22 protein-coding genes are annotated in these 19,262 nt (G+C 71.2%); 12 read left to right on the top strand and 10 right to left on the bottom strand.

The features are described 5' to 3' along the window. Positions 1-2: 2 nt before the first annotated feature. Positions 3-974, top strand: a complete 972-nt coding sequence (locus HNR67_RS12720; protein WP_185002236.1) for a GlxA family transcriptional regulator — start codon at positions 3-5, stop codon at positions 972-974. Between the two features lie 46 nt (positions 975-1,020). Here the strand turns inward: HNR67_RS12720 and HNR67_RS12715 are convergent, their stop codons facing one another. From HNR67_RS12715 to hrcA, 9 genes are all read right to left on the bottom strand, one after another. Next, on the bottom strand, positions 1,021-1,353 hold the full coding sequence (locus HNR67_RS12715; RefSeq protein ID WP_185002235.1) for a cytidine deaminase: 333 nt from the start codon (positions 1,351-1,353) through the stop codon (positions 1,021-1,023). Next, complete coding sequence (locus HNR67_RS12710) at positions 1,346-2,677, bottom strand: hemolysin family protein (RefSeq protein ID WP_185002234.1); 1,332 nt, start codon at positions 2,675-2,677, stop codon at positions 1,346-1,348. Before HNR67_RS12710 ends, HNR67_RS12715 begins: the two co-directional genes overlap by 8 nt. Positions 2,678-2,690: 13 nt before the next feature. Then, positions 2,691-3,323, bottom strand: a complete 633-nt coding sequence (gene ybeY / locus HNR67_RS12705; RefSeq protein WP_185002233.1) for an rRNA maturation RNase YbeY — start codon at positions 3,321-3,323, stop codon at positions 2,691-2,693. Further along, positions 3,320-4,357, bottom strand: coding sequence for a PhoH family protein (locus tag HNR67_RS12700; protein ID WP_185002232.1), 1,038 nt, complete (start codon positions 4,355-4,357; stop codon positions 3,320-3,322). Before HNR67_RS12700 ends, ybeY begins: the two co-directional genes overlap by 4 nt. Positions 4,358-4,469: 112 nt before the next feature. Beyond that, positions 4,470-4,811, bottom strand: coding sequence for a histidine triad nucleotide-binding protein (locus tag HNR67_RS12695; protein WP_185002231.1), 342 nt, complete (start codon positions 4,809-4,811; stop codon positions 4,470-4,472). Then, positions 4,808-5,434, bottom strand: coding sequence for a TetR/AcrR family transcriptional regulator (locus HNR67_RS12690; protein WP_185002230.1), 627 nt, complete (start codon positions 5,432-5,434; stop codon positions 4,808-4,810). The genes HNR67_RS12695 and HNR67_RS12690 overlap by 4 nt, the downstream gene beginning before the upstream one ends. 444 nt (positions 5,435-5,878) lie before the next feature. Beyond that, complete coding sequence (locus HNR67_RS12685) at positions 5,879-6,646, bottom strand: 16S rRNA (uracil(1498)-N(3))-methyltransferase (protein WP_312989568.1); 768 nt, start codon at positions 6,644-6,646, stop codon at positions 5,879-5,881. Further along, complete coding sequence (gene dnaJ / locus HNR67_RS12680; RefSeq protein WP_185002228.1) at positions 6,646-7,821, bottom strand: molecular chaperone DnaJ; 1,176 nt, start codon at positions 7,819-7,821, stop codon at positions 6,646-6,648. Before dnaJ ends, HNR67_RS12685 begins: the two co-directional genes overlap by 1 nt. Before the next feature lie 37 nt (positions 7,822-7,858). After that, positions 7,859-8,893 carry a heat-inducible transcriptional repressor HrcA gene (gene hrcA, locus HNR67_RS12675; RefSeq protein WP_185002227.1) on the bottom strand — a complete coding sequence of 345 codons (1,035 nt, stop codon included), beginning with the start codon at positions 8,891-8,893 and terminating at the stop codon, positions 7,859-7,861. Between the two features lie 79 nt (positions 8,894-8,972). Here hrcA and HNR67_RS12670 point away from each other — a divergent pair, with 79 nt between their 5' ends. Then, positions 8,973-9,266, top strand: coding sequence for a type II toxin-antitoxin system VapB family antitoxin (locus HNR67_RS12670; RefSeq protein ID WP_185002226.1), 294 nt, complete (start codon positions 8,973-8,975; stop codon positions 9,264-9,266). Here HNR67_RS12670 and hemW read toward each other — a convergent pair. Continuing rightward, complete coding sequence (gene hemW / locus HNR67_RS12665) at positions 9,263-10,480, bottom strand: radical SAM family heme chaperone HemW (RefSeq protein ID WP_185002225.1); 1,218 nt, start codon at positions 10,478-10,480, stop codon at positions 9,263-9,265. The two genes, HNR67_RS12670 and hemW, sit on opposite strands and share 4 nt — an antisense overlap. Positions 10,481-10,564: 84 nt before the next feature. Between hemW and HNR67_RS46640 the strand changes: the two genes are divergently transcribed. The 10 genes from HNR67_RS46640 to HNR67_RS12620 all read left to right on the top strand — a co-directional run bounded on the left by HNR67_RS46640 (position 10,565) and on the right by HNR67_RS12620 (position 19,134). Then, positions 10,565-10,657, top strand: coding sequence for a putative leader peptide (locus tag HNR67_RS46640; protein WP_407645127.1), 93 nt, complete (start codon positions 10,565-10,567; stop codon positions 10,655-10,657). Positions 10,658-10,781: 124 nt separating this feature from the next. Further along, positions 10,782-12,467 (top strand): nitrite/sulfite reductase, encoded by a 1,686-nt coding sequence (locus HNR67_RS12660; RefSeq protein WP_185002224.1) that lies wholly within the window; start codon positions 10,782-10,784, stop codon positions 12,465-12,467. Beyond that, a complete protein-coding gene (locus tag HNR67_RS12655) occupies positions 12,464-12,622 on the top strand; it encodes an Insertion element protein (protein WP_185002223.1) in 159 nt (52 codons plus the stop codon). Before HNR67_RS12660 ends, HNR67_RS12655 begins: the two co-directional genes overlap by 4 nt. Beyond that, a complete protein-coding gene (locus tag HNR67_RS12650) occupies positions 12,619-13,314 on the top strand; it encodes a phosphoadenylyl-sulfate reductase (RefSeq protein ID WP_185002222.1) in 696 nt (231 codons plus the stop codon). Before HNR67_RS12655 ends, HNR67_RS12650 begins: the two co-directional genes overlap by 4 nt. Before the next feature lie 10 nt (positions 13,315-13,324). Beyond that, on the top strand, positions 13,325-14,236 hold the full coding sequence (gene cysD, locus HNR67_RS12645; protein WP_185002221.1) for a sulfate adenylyltransferase subunit CysD: 912 nt from the start codon (positions 13,325-13,327) through the stop codon (positions 14,234-14,236). Continuing rightward, positions 14,236-15,573, top strand: a complete 1,338-nt coding sequence (locus HNR67_RS12640) for a sulfate adenylyltransferase subunit 1 (protein WP_185002220.1) — start codon at positions 14,236-14,238, stop codon at positions 15,571-15,573. The genes cysD and HNR67_RS12640 overlap by 1 nt, the downstream gene beginning before the upstream one ends. A 32-nt stretch (positions 15,574-15,605) precedes the next feature. Then, positions 15,606-16,697 carry an ABC transporter substrate-binding protein gene (locus tag HNR67_RS12635; RefSeq protein WP_185002219.1) on the top strand — a complete coding sequence of 364 codons (1,092 nt, stop codon included), beginning with the start codon at positions 15,606-15,608 and terminating at the stop codon, positions 16,695-16,697. Between the two features lie 10 nt (positions 16,698-16,707). Then, entirely contained in the window at positions 16,708-17,496 is a 789-nt protein-coding gene (locus HNR67_RS12630; protein ID WP_185002218.1) for an ABC transporter ATP-binding protein, read from the top strand. Continuing rightward, positions 17,483-18,367, top strand: a complete 885-nt coding sequence (locus HNR67_RS12625) for an ABC transporter permease (protein ID WP_185002217.1) — start codon at positions 17,483-17,485, stop codon at positions 18,365-18,367. Before HNR67_RS12630 ends, HNR67_RS12625 begins: the two co-directional genes overlap by 14 nt. Beyond that, on the top strand, positions 18,367-19,134 hold the full coding sequence (locus tag HNR67_RS12620) for a sirohydrochlorin chelatase (protein ID WP_185002216.1): 768 nt from the start codon (positions 18,367-18,369) through the stop codon (positions 19,132-19,134). The genes HNR67_RS12625 and HNR67_RS12620 overlap by 1 nt, the downstream gene beginning before the upstream one ends. Positions 19,135-19,262 lie beyond the last annotated feature (128 nt).

The raw sequence follows: 19,262 nt of genomic DNA, 5'->3' as shown, positions 1-19,262 counted from the left end.
CCATGGCCCGTCCGCATCGTGTCGCCGTGCTGACCTTCGACCACGCCGCCGGGGTGGACCTCGGGGTGCCGCCGCAGGTCTTCGGCACCGCGCGGGACGAGGACGGCAGGCGGCTCTACGAGGTGCGGGTGTGCACCCCGGACGGCGGTCCGGTGTGGGCCACGGCCGGGTACCAGGTGCTCCCGCAGCACGGCCTGGAGGCGTTCGAGTGGGCGGACACGATTGTCGCCTGCGGGGTGCACGACGGCCCGATCGTCACCGAGGGCGTGCTGCCCGAGGGGGTCGGCGAGGCGTTCCGGGCGGCGGTGGCGGCGGGCAAGCGGGTGATGTCGATCTGCACCGGGGCGTTCGCGCTGGCCGCGGCGGGTTTGCTGGACGGTCGGCCGGCGACAACGCACTGGTGGTGGGTGAACCGGTTCCGGCGGCTGTTCCCGGAGGTGCGGCTGAACCAGGAGGTGCTCTTCGTCGACGACGGCCAGGTGCTGACCTCGGCCGGGGTGGCCGCCGGCCTGGACCTGTGCCTGCACGTGGTGCGGCTGGATCACGGCAGTTCGGTGGCCAACCGCAGTGCCCGGCGGTGCGTGGTGGCGCCGTGGCGGGACGGCGGGCAGGCCCAGTTCATCGAGCGGCCGCTGCCGGTGGAGCCGGATTCGGGCACCACCGAGGTCCGCGAGTGGATGCTGGGCAACCTGGAACAGCCCCTGGAGCTGCGCGAACTGGCCGTTCGGGCGCGGATGAGCGTGCGCACCTTCACCCGCCGCTTCCGCGAGGAGACCGGGCTGAGCCCAGGCCAGTGGCTGGTGCGGCAGCGGGTGGAACTGGCCAGGCGGCTGCTGGAGGAGACCGATCTGCCGGTGGACCGGATCGCCGGCCAGGCCGGTTTCGGCACCTCGGCGTCACTGCGCGCGCACCTGCGCAGCCAGCTCGGCACCGCGCCCAGCAGCTACCGCCGCACCTTCCGCCGGACCGGCTGATCCTTCAGCTCCCGCCGCCGGGCTGCTCGCCGCCGTCGTCCACGGCTCAGTGCGTGGTGTGCACCACGCCGTCGCCCGCGGCCACGTGCACCGGCGCCTTCGGCGCCAGGTCGCGCACCGCGGCCAGCGAGTCCGCGTCCGCACCCTCGGCGGCGGTGACCACCACCGCGGCCTCCAGCCCGTCCACCCCGCTGGCCACCGCGGCGGCCACCGCGGCCTGCAACGCGGTCAGCTTCAGCGAGGGCAGCGCGACCGTGGTGGCGGCGTAGGTCCGGCCGTCGGTGTCCCGGACCGCGGCGCCCTCGGCCGCGCCGGTGCGGGCGCGGGAGGCGCGGGCCAGCACGACGAGTTTGGTGTCTTCAGCGTCCAGCTCAGGCACGGCTGTCCTTTCCGTCGGTCTCGGCCACGGCGGCCGCGGTCAGCGCGGCGGCCGGGGTCACCAGCACGGTGGTGATCCGCATCCGGCCGCGGTTGTCCTTGCCGCCCTCGGCGCGCAGCCGCAGGCCCTCGATCTCGGCCTCCGCGCCGGGCAGCGGGACCCGGCCCAGCCGCTGGGCGAGCAGGCCGCCGACCGTCTCCACCTCGGAGGCGTCCAGTTCCACGCCGAAGTACTCGCCGAGGTCCTCCACCGGCAGCCGGGAGGAGACCCGGACCGCGGGGGTGCCGTCGCCGAGCACCTCGATCGGCGGGCGTTCGTCGGCGTCGTGCTCGTCGGTGATCTCGCCGACGATCTCCTCGATGATGTCCTCGATGCTGAGCAGCCCGGCGGTGCCGCCATACTCGTCCACCGCGATGGCCAGGTGGTTGCGGGAGAGCTGCATCTCCTTGAGCAGTTCGGCCAGCCGCTTGGAGTCGGGCACGAAGCTGGCCGGGCGCATCAGCTCGCGCACCCCGACCGTGCGGTCGGCCTCGGCGACGCCCTCCACCGAGGAGCGCACCAGGTCCTTGAGGTTCACCACGCCGACCACGTCGTCCACGCTCTCCCCGATCACCGGGATCCGGGAGAACCCGGTGCGCAGGCACAGCGCGAGCGCCTGCCGGACCGACTTGTCCTGTTCGATCCAGACGATCTCGGTGCGCGGCACCATGACCTCGCGGGCGATGGTGGCGCGCAGCTCGAACACCGAGTGGATCATCTCGCGCTCGCCGGCGGCGACCACGCCGCGTTCCTGGGCCAGGTCGACCAGTTCGCGCAGTTCGACCTCGGAGGAGAACGGGCCTTCGCGGAAGCCGCGGCCGGGGGTGATCGCGTTGCCGATCAGGATCAGCAGCCTGGCCAGCGGGCCGAGCACCGAGACCAGGGCGCGCACCGGTCCGGCGACCAGGGTGCCCACGCTGTAGGGGTGCTGGCGGCCGATGGTGCGCGGGCCGACGCCGACCAGCACGTAGCTGGCCACCAGCATGCTCAGCATGGCCACCAGGGCGGCCAGCCATTCCGGCTCGAACCAGAACAGGCAGGCCAGGGTGACCAGCACGGTCGCGGCCAGTTCGCAGCCCAGCCGCAGCAACAGCAGCAGGTTGATGTGCCGGGGCCGGTCGGCGACCACCAGCGCGAGCTGGCGGGCCCCGGCGCGGCCCTGCCGGACCAGGGCGTCCACCCTGGCCCTGGAGACCGTGCCGAGTGCGGCGTCGGCGGCGCCGAAGAGTCCGGCGGCGAGCACCAGCAGGACCGCGATGACCACGAGCGAGACGGGGTCGGACATCGCCGCGGCCGCCTCAGTTCGCGGAGTCGGAGTCCGCGCGCCGCTCCGGCTCCGCCGCCACGGCGGGCGCCTCGGCCTCGGCCACGGCTTCGGGCTCGGCCGCGGGTTCGAGGGCCTCGCCGGTCTCCGGGTCGTGCAGGCCGACCGCGCCGAGCACCTTGTCGTCGGCTGCGCGCTGCTGTTCCTGGGCGCGGGCGCCGCGGAAGTCGGCGAGGATGCGGTTCTGCAGGGAGAACATCTCCCGCTCCTCCTCCGGCTCGGCGTGGTCGTAGCCGAGCAGGTGCAGCACGCCGTGCACGGTGAGCAGGTGCAGTTCGTCGGTGAGGCTGTGCCCGGCCTTGCGGGCCTGGTCCTTGGCGAAGGCCGGGCAGAGCACGATGTCGCCGAGCAGCGCGGGCCCGACCCCGGCCGCGTCGGGGCGGCGCGCGGAGTCCAGCTCGTCCATCGGGAAGGCCATCACGTCGGTGGGACCTGGCAGGTCCATCCAGCGTTCGTGCAGGTCGGACATGACGTCCAGCTCGACAAGCAGCACGGACAGCTCTGCCAGCGGGCTGACACCCATGCGATCCAGCGCGAACCTCGCCGCGTCGACGATCGAGGTCTCCTCGACCCCGACCCCGGACTCGTTGGCGATCTCGATGCTCAACGCCTTGCCTTTCGGGTGTGGGCGCGCTGCCCGGCAGCGCCGTTCTCTGCGTTGTCCTGCACGACCTGCCAGCGGTCGTAGGCGTCCACGATCTCCCCGACCAGGCGGTGCCGGACGACGTCCTGGCTGGTCAGGATGGAGAAGTGCACGTCGTCCACGCCTTCGAGGATGTCCCTGACCACCTTGAGACCGCTGCGCTGCCCGCCGGGCAGGTCGATCTGGGTGATGTCGCCGGTGACCACGATCTTGGAGCCGAAGCCGAGCCGGGTGAGGAACATCTTCATCTGCTCGGGCGTGGTGTTCTGCGCCTCGTCCAGGATGATGAAGGCGTCGTTGAGGGTGCGGCCGCGCATGTAGGCCAGCGGCGCGACCTCGATGGTGCCTGCCTGGGTGAGCCGGGGAATGGACTCCGGGTCGACCATGTCGTGCAGCGCGTCGTAGAGCGGCCGCAGGTACGGGTCGATCTTGTCGTAGAGGGTGCCTGGCAGGTAGCCCAGCCGTTCGCCTGCCTCGACCGCGGGCCTGGTCAGGATGATCCGGCTGACCTGCTTGGCCTGCAACGCCTGTACGGCCTTGGCCATGGCCAGGTAGGTCTTGCCGGTGCCTGCCGGGCCGATGCCGAAGACCACGGTGTTCGCGTCGATGGCGTCCACGTAGTGCTTCTGGTTCAGCGTCTTGGGCCGGATGGTGCGCCCGCGGCGGGAGATGATGTTGAGGCTGAGCACCTCGGCCGGGGATTCCTCGGTGCCCGCGCTGAGCATGGCCACCGTGCGGCGCACCGCGTCCTGGCCGACCGGCTGGCCCTTGCCCGCCAGGGTGACCAGTTCGGCGAAGACCCGTTCGGCGAAGGCGACGTCGGCCGGTTCGCCGGTCAGGGTCAGCTCGTTGCCGCGGACGTGCACGTCGGCGGTGAGCAACTCCTCGAGCAGGCGCAGGTTCTCATCACTGGAACCCAGCAACGCCAGGACTGCGGTGTCGGGCAGGGAGATCTTCGACCCGGGCTGGGTCGCTTCACCAGGTGCGGTTCCGGCCACGTGGCCTCGGGCCTGCTTTCTGCTGACGACTGGACTGGACGACGGATGTGGTCTGTCGCCTCAGATGCTAACGCCAGGCCCTGACGCGTCCCCACCGCAATAGGCGTCGTGCCTAGCCAGGCCAGTTCAGGCGGGTGCCGCCGAGCAGGTGCAGGTGGGCGTGGAAGACGGTCTGGCCGCCGCCGGGGCCGGTGTTGGCGATGAGCCGGTAGCCGGGTTCGGCGATGCCGGTGGCCGCGGCCACCTCGGCGGCCAGGCCGATCAGTTCGGCGGCCAGGCCGGGGTCGGCGGCGGTCATGCCCGGCACGTCGCGGTGGTGTGCCTTGGGCACGATCAGCACGTGCACCGGGGCCTGCGGCGCGATGTCGTCGAAGGCCAGGGCATCGGGGCTGCTCGCGCGCACCCTGGCGGGCAGTTCACCAGCCACGATCCGGCAGAAGACGCAGTCGCTCACGTGCTCAGGTCCCGGCCGGGGAACACCTCGCGGAGGTGGTCCTCCAGGAGCTGGACCATGAGTTCCGGCGGCATCGCCTCCGGGGTGATCAGGCCGTGCAGGGCCAGGCCGTCGGTGAGCGCGAGCAGCCGCAGCGCCTCGCGCACCGGGTCGGCGCCGGTGCGCAGGATGCCCTCCTCTGCGGCGTCCCGCAGGCGGTCCAGCAGCCACTCCGCGATCAGCTCGTCGCCCTTGCGCCCGGCCGCGCGCAGCACCGGGTCGACCCTGGCCCTGGTGACGAAGGCCATCCACACCTCGGCGGAGACCTTGCTGTCGGCGTCCAGCGGCAGCAGCGTGGTCAGCAGCCTGCGGACCCGCCAGGGCGCGGAGTGCTCCTGTGGCGGCACGCCGTGCTCGTCGAGGGCGCGGGCCCGTTCGGTGAACTTCTCCGCGGCCAGGTCCATCGCGAAGTGCAGCAACGCGTCCTGGGTCGGGAAGTAGTGCCGGAGCGCGCCTGCCGACCAGCCGGACTCGGCGGCCACCGCGCGCACCGAGGCGCGTTCGACGCCGTCGCGCTGGACCACCCGCCACACGGCCTGGGCGAGTTCCCGGCGACGGGCCTCGTGGTCGACGAGTTTGGGCACTGTACTTTTCTAGCACAGCCGTGTTATAAAAAAATCCACAAGCGATTCCACCGGCAGAGTGGACACGAACCTCGACACAGAACAGCCGAACCCCGGACTTGCCACAGGGTGGGTGATGGGGGTGGTTGCGTCGCGACGGAGCCTGGGGGTCACTCCGTCGCGACGCAACCGCGCCGGACCGAGGGGGGAGGTGTCCGGCGATCCTTCGGGTGCCCGTCACCCGAGGCCAGCTTTGGCAAGTGCTCTGAGGTGGGCCGACGAAGGCTGCCCCAGAACTTTCTTGCCCGTCGGCGACAGAGCGTAGCTCCTTTCCGGCCCCTCGCGCTACACCTGGACCGAATGGATCACGCCGCTCGGCGCGCCAAAGCTGCCGTTTGGCGATCGATCGCTGGGCCGGTCGCCATTTGTCGTGGACGCGATAACAGAACTGCGCGGAAGTCGTTGCTAACGAGCAACTTCGCCGGTGCTTCCGGTGGGTTGCCAACGCCTGGTCAGCACCCCGATCGCGCCCAGCGCGACGGCCGCGGCGGTGGAGGCGCGCAGCACGGTGGGTCCGAGCCGGACCGGAACGGCCCCGGCTTCGACGAGTCGCGAGACCTCGCTCTCCGTGATACCGCCCTCCGGACCGACCACGATGAGCAGATCGCCCTCGGCAGGCAGCTCGACCTCGCCGAGCACCACCTCGGCCGCCTCGTGCAGCACCAGGGTGGCCGCGGCGTGCTGGACGAGCTGGGCGAGCTGGCCGGTGCCCAGTGGCTCACCGACCTCGGGCACCCAGGCGCGGCGGGCCTGTTTGGCCGCCTGGAGCGCGGTGGCGCGCCACCGGCCCAGCGCCTTGGCCCCGCGTGGTCCGTCCTCCCAGCGGGCCACACAGCGGGCCGCACGCCACGGGTGCACGGCGTCCACCCCGGCCTCGGTGGCCAGTTCGACCGCCAGTTCCCCTCGGTCGCCCTTGATCAGCGCCTGCACCAGCACCACCCGGGGGCTGGGCGCGGGCTCGGTCCAGCGCGCCAGCACGTCCAGGTCGAGGAAGTCCTTGCCGACCGCGGTCACCGCGCACCGGGCCAGGCCGCCCGCGCCGTCGGAGAGCACCAGCTGCTCCCCGACGCGCGTGCGCAGCACGGTGGCCGCGTGCCTGCCCTCCGGCCCGTCCAGCCTGGCCTGATCACCCTCGGGCAGGCCCTCGGTGTGGAAGACCGGGATGCCGTGGATCAACGCTGTCCGAAGGAGTGCCGCAGCCGGGAGAACAGCCCGCCGCCGTTGCGCCCGTTGGCGTTGGTGGCCAGTTCGGATGCCTCCTCGCCGCGGAGTTCGGCGAGCTGGCGCAGCAGCGCGGTCTGTTCCTCATCCAGCTTGGTCGGCACCACGACCTCGACGTGCACGTGCAGGTCGCCGCGGCCGTCGACCCGGCCGGAGGAGCGCAGCCGGGGCATGCCCTTGCCGGGCAGCACCAGCTCGGTCTCCGGCTGGGTGCCGGGGTCCAGCGGCAGTTCCTGCACGCCGTCGAGGGTCTGCATGGGGATGGTCGCGCCGAGTGCGGCCGCGGTCATCGGCACCCGGATCGTGCAGTGCAGCTCGGTGCCGTCCCTGGTGAAGGTGTCGTGCGGCAGTTCCTCGACCTCGACGTAGAGGTCACCTGCCGGTCCGCCGCCGGGGCCGACCTCGCCCTGGCTGGCCAGCCGGACCCGCATGCCGTCGGCCACGCCCGGCGGGATCTTGACGTTGATGGTGCGCCGCGAGCGCACCCGGCCCTCGCCGGCGCACTGCTGGCAGGGGTCGGGGATGACCTCGCCGAAGCCGCGGCAGACCGGGCAGGGCCGCGCGGTGACGACCTGGCCGAGGAAGGAGCGCTGCACGGACTGGACCTCGCCGCGCCCGCCGCAGGTGTCGCAGCGGACCGGGGAGGCGCCCTCGGCGCAGCCTGAGCCCTCGCACAGGGTGCACAGGATCGCGGTGTCCACGGTCAGCTCGCGGGTGATGCCGCTGGCGCATTCCTCCAGGCTGGCCTCCAGCCGGATCAGCGCGTCCGAACCGGGCTGGGTCCGGCTGCGCGGTCCCCTGCTGGCCGGTCCGCCGCCGAAGAAGGCGTCCATGATGTCGCCGAGGCCGAACCCGGCGAACGGGTCGCCCATGCCACCGCCGCCACCGCGTCCGCCGCCACCGCCGCCGGGCGAGAGCGGGTCACCGCCGAGGTCGACGATCTTGCGCTTCTCCGGGTCGGAGAGCACCTCGTAGACCGCGGTGACCTCACGGAAACGCTGCTGGGCACTCTCCTCCGGGTTCACATCCGGGTGCAGCTCGCGGGCGAGCTTGCGATAAGCCCGCTTGATCTCCTCCTGCGATGCGTCCGAACGCACGCCGAGAGTGCCGTAGTAGTCCCTTGCCACCGTCTCCCAGTCCCTACTTCCCCACAGCCGGCGCCGCTCAGCGACCGGCCAGGATGTCTCCCACGTATGCGGCAACGGCGCGGACGGCCGCCATCGTTCCCGGGTAGTCCATTCTTGTCGGCCCGACCACGCCCATACCGCCGAGCACGGTGCCCGCGGAGGAGCCGTAACCGATGGAGACCACGGAGGTGCTGCGCATCTCCTCGGCCTCGTTCTCCTCACCGATCCGCACGGTGATCGTCGACTGGTCGTGCGCCGCCTGCAGCAGCTTCAGCACGACGACCTGTTCCTCCAGCGCCTCCAGCACATTACGCAGGGAGTTGGGGAAGTCGGCCACGTTGCGGGTCAGGTTGGCGGTGCCGCCCAGCAGCAGCCGCTCCTCCGGGAACTCCACCAGCGATTCGATCAGCGCGGTGCACACCCGGATCATGATGTCGCGCAGTTCGGTCGGGGCGGCCTCGGGCAGCTCGGCGACCCGCGCGGAGGCGTCGGCGAGCCTGCGCCCGACCAGGGTGGAGTTGAGCACCGACCGGACCCTGGCCACATCGTCCGGGCTGATCACGTCGCCGAGGTCGACCATGCGCTGCTCGACCCGGCCGGTGTCGGTGATGGTCACCAGCATCAGCCTGGCCGCGGTGATCGGCACCACCTCGATGTGCCGGACCGAGGACCTGGTCAGGGTCGGGTACTGCACCACCGCGACCTGCCTGGTCAGCTGGGCGAGCAACCGGACGCTGCGCCGGAGCACGTCGTCCAGGTCCATCGCCCCGTCCAGGAAGGCCTGGATGGCCCGGCGCTCGGCGGTGGACAGCGGTTTGACCTCGGAGAGCCGGTCCACGAAGACCCGGTAGCCCTTGTCGGTGGGCACCCGGCCCGCGCTGGTGTGCGGCTGGGTGATGTAGCCGTCCTCCTCGAGCACGGCCATGTCGTTGCGCACGGTCGCGCTGGACACCCCGAGGTTGTGCCGATCGACCAGCGCCTTGGACCCGACCGGCTCCTGGGTGTTGACGTAGTCGGCGACGATCGCCCGCAACACCTCGAAGCGCCGGTCCTCCGGCGACCCTGTGTTCACCGCGCGTCACCTCCCTGTCGGCACCAAGTCTAGGGTCTGGGGTGGGGTGCACGGCGCGAGTGCTGGCAGGGAGGCCGGGGTGATCTTCAAGGACGTCCGGGACGGGCGGCCGTACCCGGACCACGGGCTGAGTACCAGGGAGTGGGCGAAGATCCCGCCCCGACCGGTCCGGCTGGACGAATTGGTGACCACGAAGAAGGTCCTGGAGCTGGACCGCCTGCTCAGTTCCGACTCCACCTTCTTCGGCGACCTGTTCGCCCACGCGGTCCAGTGGCGCGGGGAGATGTTCCTGGAGGACGGGCTGCACCGGGCGGTGCGGGCGGCACTGCAGCAGCGCAACTTCATCCACGTCCGGGTGCACGTGCTGGGTTAGGGCACCAGGCGCCGGACCACCGCGTCGGCCAGCAGCCTGCCCTGGTCGGTCAGCACGCACCGCCCGCCGTCCAGGCTCGCCGGATCCAGCAGCCCGTCCGCCGCCGCCACCCGCGCCTCCGCCCGCCCTGCCGGATCCAGCACGTCCACCGGCAGCCCCTCCACCAGCCGCAACTCCAGCAGGATGCGCTCGACGTCCCGGTCGGCCGCGGTCAGCGTCTCCCGTCCGGCCGCGGGCGAGTGCCCCTCGGCCAGCAGCGCGGCGTACCGGCTCGGGTGCTTCACGTTCCACCAGCGCACCCCGCCAACGTGGCTGTGCGCGCCGGGGCCCGCGCCCCACCAGTCGCCGCCGAGCCAGTAGCCGAGGTTGTGCCGGCAGCGGGCGGCGTCGTCGGTGGCCCAGTTGGAGACCTCGTACCAGGTCAGGCCCGCGCGCTGGAGGGTCTGGTCGACCTGTTCGTAGCGTTCGGCGAGGACGTCGTCGTCGGTGTTGGCCAGTTCGCCGCGGCTGATCCGGCGGGCCAGGGCGGTGCCCTCCTCGACGATGAGGGCGTAGGCGGAGACGTGGTCGACGCCGCCGTCCAGGACCACGTCCAGGGATTCGGCCAGGTCCTGGGGGCGTTCGCCGGGGGTGCCGTAGATGAGGTCGAGGTTGACGTGCTCGAAGCCGGCGGCCCGTGCTTCCTTGGCGGCGGCTCGGGCGCGGCCCGGTGTGTGCGTGCGGTCCAGGATCTGGAGCACGTGCGGGGCGGCGGACTGCATGCCGAGGGAGACCCGGGTGTAGCCGGCGGCCAGGATGCCCGCGAAGAACTCCGGGGAGGTGGACTCCGGGTTGGACTCGGTGGTCACCTCGGCGCCGGGGGCCAGGCCGAAGGTGTCCCGGATCGCGCCCAGCACCGTGGCCAGGCCGTCCGCGCCGAGCAGGGACGGGGTGCCGCCGCCGATGAACACGGTGTCCGCGGCCGGTGGGCTGCCCAGCACCCGCGCGCCCAGTTCCAGCTCCCGCCGCAACCCCGCCAGCCAGGACTGCGGGGAGGCGGAACTGCCCAGCTCACCGGGGGTGTAGGTGTTGAAGTCGCAGTAGCCGCAGCGGGTGGCGCAGAACGGCACGTGGACGTACAGCCCGAACGGGCGGGAACCCAGGCCGGTCAGGGCGGCGGCGGGCAGCGCGCCGTCCTGCGGCGCCGGATCGCCGTCGGGAAGTGCAGAGGGCATAACAGCAGTGTCTCAATCCGTCTCGTTATCCCACTATGCGGATGGCGGTAGACCCATCGGGGGACGCGTGGCACGCTGGTCCACATGACCTCGCCTGGACGCCGTGTTGTCCTCGTGGCTCGCCGCCACGTGGACTACCTGCGCGTCTCCAGCGCGCTCTGCCGACAGTACGTCTAGTCGGCCGCTGCATTTCTCTTGACCAGCCGGCGACGGGCGTCCCGGCTGAAGATCCCCTTCCCACCATGTGAAACCTGGGGCTTCGACGGTGCGCACGGCCGCCTCGAATCCCGGAGGTCGGACCATGGTCCCCCCAACCTCTCCCCCGGCGCGGGCCGCGAAAGCGCGCCGCGGTGAAGGGCAGTGGGCGCTGGGCTACCGCGAGCCGCTGAACCCGAACGAGCGCTCGAAGAAGGACGACAACCCGCTCAACGTGCGGGCCCGGATCGAGAACATCTACGCCCATGGCGGCTTCGCCTCGATCGACCCGGCTGATCTGCGCGGGCGCTTTCGCTGGTATGGCCTCTACACCCAGCGCAAACCCGGCATCGACGGCGGGCGGACCGCCGTGCTGGAACCGGAGGAACTGGACGACGAGTACTTCATGCTCCGGGTCCGGGTCGACGGCGGCGCGCTGAGCACCGAGCAGTTGCGGGTGCTTGGCGAGATCTCCCAGACCTACGGCCGGGACACCGCCGACATCACCGACCGCCAGAACATCCAGTACCACTGGATCCAGATCGAGGACGTGCCCACGATCTGGGAGAAGATCGAGGGCGTCGGCCTGTCCACCACCGAGGCCTGCGGGGACAGCCCGCGGGTGGTGCTGGGCTCGCCGGTGGCCGGGATCTCCGCCGACGAGATCATCGACGGCACCCCGGCCATCCACGAGATCGTCAAGCGCTACATCGGCGACCCGGCCTACTCGAACCTGCCGCGCAAGTTCAAGAGCGCCATCTCCGGTGTGCAGGACGTGGCGCACGAGGTCAACGACATCTCCTTCGTCGGCGTGGACCACCCCGAGCACGGGCCCGGCTTCGACCTGTGGGTCGGCGGCGGGCTGTCCACCAACCCGATGATCGCCAAGCGACTCGGCGTGTGGGTGCCGCGGGATGAGGTGCCGGACGTGTGGGAGGGCGTGATCAGCCTCTTCCGCGACTACGGCTACCGGCGGCTGCGGCACCGGGCCCGGATCAAGTTCCTCATCGCCGACTGGGGTGTGGACAAGTTCCGCGAGGTGCTGGAGACGGAGTTCCTCAAGCGCAAGCTGCTCGACGGGGTCGCGCCGCCCGCGTCAGGGCCGATCGACCACGTGGGGGTGCACCCGCAGAAGGACGGCAAGTTCTACATCGGGGTCGCGCCGATCGCCGGGCGGGTCTCCGGCTCGATCCTGGTCGAGGTGGCCAAGGCGGTGGAACGGGCAGGCTCGCGCCGGGTCCGGTTGACCGCACAGCAGAAACTGGTCGTGCTCGACGTCGCCGAGTCCGAAGTGGACACCCTGGTGGACGAGCTGGCCGGCCTCGGTCTGCACGCCCGGCCCTCGCCGTGGCGGCGCAGCACCATGGCCTGCACCGGGATCGAGTTCTGCAAGCTCGCCATCGTGGAGACCAAGGCCAGGGCCGCGCGGCTGGTGGACGAGCTGGAGAAGCAGCTCGCCGACGTGCAGCACACCCTGGCCGAGTCCGCGATCAGCGTGCACATCAACGGCTGCCCCAACTCCTGCGCCCGGATCCAGACCGCGGACATCGGGCTCAAGGGCCAGATCGTGACCAACGGGGAGGGCCAGCAGGTCGAGGGCTACCAGGTGCACCTGGGCGGCGGGCTCGGCCTGGACGCCGGATTCGGCCGGAAACTGCGTGGCCACAAGGTGACCAGCGCCGAACTCGGCGACTACGTGGAGCGGGTGGCGCGCAACTTCGTGGCCCAGCGCACCGACGGCGAGCGGTTCGCCCAGTGGGCGGCCCGCGCGGAGGAGGCGGATCTGCGATGAGCGAACGAGCCACGCCGTTCTACTGCCCCTACTGCGGGGATGAGGACCTGCGCCCGCAGGAGGAACCGCACGGGGCGTGGGGCTGCACGGGCTGCCAGCGGGTGTTCTCGCTGAAGTTCGTCGGCCTGCGACGCCCGGTGGAGGTGATCCGGTGAGCGCGGTGACCGACCTCAAGTCGCTGGCCGAGCGGGCCGCGGACGAACTGGCCGAGGCCACCGCGCTCGAATCGCTGACCTGGGTGGCCGAGACCTTCCCGCTCAACCGGTGGATCCTGGCCTCGAACATGCAGGACGCGGTGCTGATCGACCTGGCGGCCAAGGTGGTCAGCGGGTTCGACGTGCTGTTCCTGGAGACCGGGTACCACTTCGCCGAGACCATCGGCACCAGGGACGCGGTCGAGTCGGTGTACCCGTTGACGATCGTCAACGCGCTGCCCGATCAGACCGTGCCGGAGCAGGACGCCGAACACGGGCCGAACCTGTTCGAGCGGGCGCCGGATCGCTGCTGCGCGCTGCGCAAGGTGATCCCGTTGCAGCGCACGCTGTCCCGCTATGACGCCTGGGTCACCGGCGTGCGCAGGGTGGACGCGCCGACCAGGGCGAACACGCCGATCGTCGGCTGGGACGAGCGCAACGGGCTGGTCAAGATCAACCCGATCGCCGCCTGGACCGACGAGGAGTTCAACGCCTACATCGCCGAGCACGGCATCCTGGAGAACCCGTTGGTGGGCGCGGGATATCCGTCCATCGGCTGTGCGCCCTGCACGGCGAAACCGTTGCCGGGCGCCGACCCGCGCAGCGGACGCTGGGCGGGCCAGGGCAAGACCGAGTGCGGACTGCACGGATGAGGGCGGGGGAATGACGAGCACACTGCCTCAGGCACAGGACAATCTCACGGCACTGGAATCGGAAGCGATCCACATCTTCCGCGAGGTGGCCGGGGAGTTCGACCGGCCGGTGGTCCTGTTCTCCGGCGGCAAGGACTCCACGGTGCTGGTGCACCTGGCGCTCAAGGCCTTCTGGCCCGCGCCGGTGCCCTTCACCCTGCTGCACGTGGACACCGGGCACAACTTCGAGGAGGTCATCTCCTTCCGGGACGACCTCATCGCCAAGCACGGGCTGCGGCTGGAGGTCGCGCACGTGCAGGACTGGATCGACGACGGACGGCTCACCGAACGACCCGACGGCACCCGCAACCCGTTGCAGACCGTGCCGTTGCTCGACTCGATCACCGCGCACAAGTTCGACGCGGTCTTCGGCGGTGGGCGGCGGGATGAGGAACGGGCTCGGGCCAAGGAGCGCATCTTCAGTCTGCGCAACGCCTTCGGCCAGTGGGAGCCCAAGCGGCAGCGGCCGGAGCTGTGGAACCTCTACAACGGACGGCACCGCCCCGGCGAGCACGTCCGGGTCTTCCCGCTGTCCAACTGGACCGAACTGGACATCTGGCGCTACATCGACCGGGAGAACATCGAGCTGCCCTCGATCTACTACTCGCACGAGCGCGATGTCTACCTGCGGGACGGCATGTGGCTCACCGAGGGTCCGTGGGGCGGTCCGAAGCCCGGGGAAACGGTGCAGCGCAAGGTGATCCGCTACCGCACGGTCGGCGACGGCTCCTGCACGGGGGCGGTCGAGTCCGAGGCTGCCGATCTGGCCGCGGTGATCGCCGAGGTCTCCGCCTCCCGGCTCACCGAACGCGGCGCCACCCGCGCCGACGACCGGCTCAGCGAAGCGGCCATGGAAGACCGGAAGCGAGAGGGCTACTTCTGATGACCGACCTGCTGAGGCTGGCCACCGCCGGATCCGTCGACGACGGGAAGTCGACCCTGGTCGGCCGCCTGTTGTACGACACCAAATCCGTGCTGGCCGACCAGCTCGAAGCCGTGCAGCGGGCCAGCGTCGACCGGGGACTGTCCACACCGGACCTGTCCCTGCTCGTCGACGGCCTGCGCTCGGAACGTGAGCAGGGCATCACCATCGACGTGGCCTACCGCTACTTCGCCACCCCGCGACGCAGCTACGTGCTCGCCGACACCCCTGGGCACGTGCAGTACACCCGCAACACGGTCACCGGCGCGTCCACCGCGCAGCTGGCGATCCTGTTGGTGGACGCCAGGAAGGGCGTGATCGAGCAGACCAGGCGGCATGCCGCCGTGCTGGCCATGCTCGGCGTGCCCCAGCTCGTGCTGGCCGTGAACAAGATCGACCTGATCGACTACGACGAGAACCGGTTCGGGCTGATCGCCAAGGAGTTCCTGGCACACGCCAACGCACTGGGCTACCCCGAGTCCTCGGTGGTGTCCGTACCGGTGTCGGCGCTGGTCGGCGACAACGTGGTGGACCGCTCCGAACGCACCCCCTGGTACACCGGTCCGACCCTGCTGGAGCACCTGGAAACCGTTCCGGTGCAACCGGATCCGCATGACGTGCCGTTCCGGTTCCCGGTGCAGTACGTAATCCGGCCGCGCACGCCGGAGTACCCCGACTACCGCGGCTACGCCGGCCAGGTGGCGGCCGGGGTGGTGCGGCCGGGCGATGAGATCATCGTGCTGCCCGCCGGCCTGCGCAGCACCGTGGTCCGGATCGACACCGCGGACGGCGAACTGTCCGAAGCGGGCGCCGGTCAATCGGTGACCCTGTTGCTGGACAACGATTTGGACATCTCCCGTGGCGATCTGATCGCGGGCGCGGAACAATATCCAGCAGTGAGTGACGAACTCAACGCCACCGTCTGCTGGCTGGCCGAGAAACCGTTGCTCCCCAACGCCCGTGTCCTGATCAAACACGGCACCCGCACCGTCCCGGCCATCGTCACCGAGTTGGCCGACCGCTTCGACGAACAGCGCCTGTCCACTGTGGATACGCCGGATTCGTTGCAGCTCAACGAGATTGGCCGAGTGCTCATCCGGACAGCAGAGCCGCTGCCGGTTGATGAGTACACCAGCAGCCGGCGCACCGGGTCCTTCCTCGTGATCGACCCGAACGACGGCGCCACCCTGGCCGCCGGTCTCATCGGCGCTCCACTGCCCATCCCGGATGTCAACGAGGACACCGGACTCGGCGGCGCGACCGCCGACGACCGAGCCCTCGTCTCGCCCGGCCCCTAGCCTTCTTTCCCTTTGTCTCCAGGAGGAACCCCGTGCGTACCCCGCGACGCCGTCATCGCGTCCTGCCCGCAGTGCTCGCCGTCACCGCGCTGATCGCCGCGGTCAGCGGCTGCTCGAGGGCAGCCGAATCCACCGCCTCGGCCAATGACTCCGGTCCGGCGGCGGAACTGCGGCTCGGGTTCTTCCCGAACGTCACGCACGCCCCGGCCCTGGTCGGCATCGACGAGGACAAGAAGTTCATCGCCAAGGAACTCGGCGGCACCAAGCTGAGCACCCAGGCGTTCAACGCCGGTCCCTCCGCGGTGGAGGCGCTGCTGGCCGGGTCCCTTGACGCGACCTTCATCGGTCCCAACCCGACCATCAACGCCTTCACCAAGTCCAACGGCAAGGCGGTCCGGCTGATCGCGGGCGCGGCCACCGGCGGCGCGCAACTGGTGGTGCGCAAGGAGATCAACGGTCCGCAGGACCTCAAGGACAAGAGCATCGCCACCCCACAGCTCGGCGGCACCCAGGATGTGGCGCTGCGGGCCTGGCTGGCCGGGCACGGGCTGAAGGTGGAGACCACCGGCGGCAAGGACGTCAAGATCGCCAACACGGAGAATCCGCAGACCTTCGACGCCTTCCGCACCGGTCAGCTCGACGGCGGCTGGCTGCCCGAGCCCTGGTCCTCCCGGCTGGTGCTGGAAGCCGGCGGCAAGGTGCTGGTGGACGAGCGGGACCTGTGGCCGGGCGGGAAGTTCCCGACCACGGTGCTGATCGTGCGCACCGAGTTCGCGCAGAAGCACCCGGCCACCGTGCAGGCGTTGCTGCGCGGGCACGTCGCCGCGACCAAATACCTCACCGACAGCCCGGCCGAGGCCAAGAAGACGGTCAACGCCGCACTGGGCAAGTACGCGGGCAAGCCACTGCCGGAACCGGTGCTGGAGCGGGCGTTCAGCCAGATCTCCTTCACCACCGACCCGGCAGCCGGCACCTTCCCGAAGCTGTCCAAGGACGCCGTGGCCGCCGGGGTGGCCAAGCAGGAGTTCGACCTCAAGGGCCTGGTGGACCTGGCCGCGCTCAACAACGCGCTCAAGGCCGCGGGCCTGCCCGGGGTGGACGCGTCCGGACTCGACGGAAAGTGAGGGCACGGCGATGACCGCGACTCTGGAACACACCCGCCCGTCCGGCCACGTCGGGGACGCGGTGGTGCACCTGGACAACGTCAGCAAGTCCTTCGGCCGAGGCACGAACACGGTGGTGGCGCTGGACGGGGTCGACCTGACCGTGCGCCCCGGCGAGTTCGTCTGCCTGCTCGGCGCCTCCGGCTGCGGCAAGTCCACCCTGCTCAACCTGGTGGCCGGACTGGACAAGCCGAGCACCGGCACCGTCTCCGTCCACAGTGGACGGCCCGCGGTGGTCTTCCAGGAGCCCGCGCTGATGCCGTGGCTCACCGCCGCGCGCAACGTGGAACTGCCGCTGCGGCTGCGCGGACTCGGCCGGACCGAACGCGCCGCCGCCGCGACCAGGCTGCTGGACCTGGTGCGGCTGGCCGAGGTCGGCCGCAAGCGCCCGCACGAACTCTCCGGCGGCATGCGCCAGCGGGTCGCGCTGGCCCGTGCGCTGGCCACCACCCTGGACGAGGCCGAGGGCGGCAACCCGTTGCTGCTCATGGACGAGCCCTTCGCCGCGCTGGACGCGATCACCAGGGACGCGCTGCAGGGCGAGCTGCGCCGGATCTGGTCGCAGACCGGCACCGCGGTGCTGTTCGTCACCCACGACGTGCGCGAGGCGGTGCGGCTGGGTCAGCGGGTGGTGCTGCTGTCCTCCCGGCCCGGCCGGGTGGTGCGCGAGTGGCAGATCACCGAGCAGGACACCGACAAGCTCACCGAGGAGATCACCGGCCACCTGCGGGAGGTGATCTCCAGCCATGGCCGCGCCTGAAGCCAAGTCCAGCCCGGACCTGGCCGCGCTCGAAGCGGGCCTGGACGCACTGGACGCGCCGCCGCCACCGCGCTCGACCGGCGGGTGGCGGCGGTTCGCGAGCACCGCGCTGCCCCCGCTGGTCGCGCTCGCGCTGATCATCCTGGTGTGGCAGCTGTTCTGGGCCTCGGCGATCGAGCCCGAGTACAAGCTGCCCTCCCCGCTCACCGTGGCCGGCGTGCTGTGGGAACGACTGCTGGATGGCCGGGCCTGGGAAACGCTGTGGGTCTCCACCCACCGCGCGGTGCTCGGCTTCCTCGCCGCGGTGGCCATCGGCACCCCGCTTGGCCTGCTGGTGGCCCGGATCCCGTTGGTGCGCGCGGCGATCGGGCCGCTGCTGAGCGGGTTGCAGAGCCTGCCCTCGGTGGCCTGGGTGCCTGCCGCGCTGCTGTGGCTGGGCCTGAACGACTCGATGATCTACGCCGTGGTGCTGCTGGGCGCGGTGCCCTCCATCGCCAACGGCCTGGTCGCCGGGATCGACCAGGTGCCACCGTTGTTGCTGCGGGTGGGCACGGTGCTCGGCGCCGGCCGGTTGCAGTCGGCCCGGCACGTGCTGCTACCCGCCGCGCTGCCCGGTTATCTGGCCGGGCTCAAGCAGGGCTGGGCGTTCTCCTGGCGGTCGCTGATGGCCGCGGAGATCATCGCCCGCTCCCCCGACCTGGGCATCGGCCTCGGGCAGATGCTGGAGGAGGGCCGTCAGCTCACCGACATGTCGCTGGTGATCGCGGCGATCCTGCTCATCCTGGCCGTGGGCATCGGGGTGGAACTGCTGTTCTTCCGTCCACTGGAGCGCGCCGTGCTGCGTGCCCGCGGCCTGGCGGCGGCGGTGTGATGAACAGCCGGATCCCGTTGGTGGCACTCGCGCACGGCAGTCGCGACCCGCGTTCGGCGGCCACCGTGCACGAGCTGGTCACCGTGGTCCGCGCGCTGCGGCCGGGCCTGGACGTGCGGGTGGCCTTCCTTGACCTGTCCGCGCCACGCCTTGGCGATGTGCTGACCGGACTGCACAACGAGGGCCACCGCGAGGTCGTGGTGGCGCCACTGCTGCTCGGCCGGGCCTACCACGCCAAGGTGGACGTGCCCGGCGCGGTGGCCGAGACGGTGACCCGGCTGCCCCGGCTGTCGGTGCGCATCGCCGACGTGCTCGGCCCCGACCCCCGGCTGGAATCGGCCGCGCTGCGCAGGCTGGCCGCGGCCGGAGCCCTGCCAGGGGACGGAAAACTCGGTGTGGTGCTGGCCGGTGCGGGCTCCTCGCACGCCCCGGCCAACGCCGCCGTGCACCAGCTCGCCCGCCGCTGGTCCTTCGGCGCGGGCTGGGCCGGGGTGGAGCCCGCCTTCGCGGCCAGCACCCAACCGGACGTGCCCACCGCCCTCGCGCGACTGAAAGCCCGTGGCGCGCAACGGATCGCGCTGGCCTCCTGGTTCCTGGCCCCCGGTCTGCTGCCGGACCGGGTGGCGGCCGCGGCACTGGCAGGCGGGCTGGACACCGTAGTGGCCCAACCACTCGGTGACGACCCCGAGGTGGCCGAGCTGGTGCTGCACCGCTATGCCGAGGCGTGTGCCGCCGAACGGCGCAACATCACGACTTTAGTGGGTTAACAACAGAATGATCGTCGTGTGAGACTCACCTCAACCGCCGCCGTGTCGGGAGGAATTTTCTACAGCGAGGTGGGATATGTCCCCTGCACGACGCTCCACCGCTCGACTGTTGTTAGTCGCGACCGCTG

The sequence above is a fragment of the Crossiella cryophila genome (genome assembly GCF_014204915.1).
GTDB lineage: Bacteria > Actinomycetota > Actinomycetes > Mycobacteriales > Pseudonocardiaceae > Crossiella > Crossiella cryophila.
The sequence above is the reverse complement of the archived record's forward strand: the minus strand, read 5'-3'. Positions and strand labels throughout refer to the sequence as shown.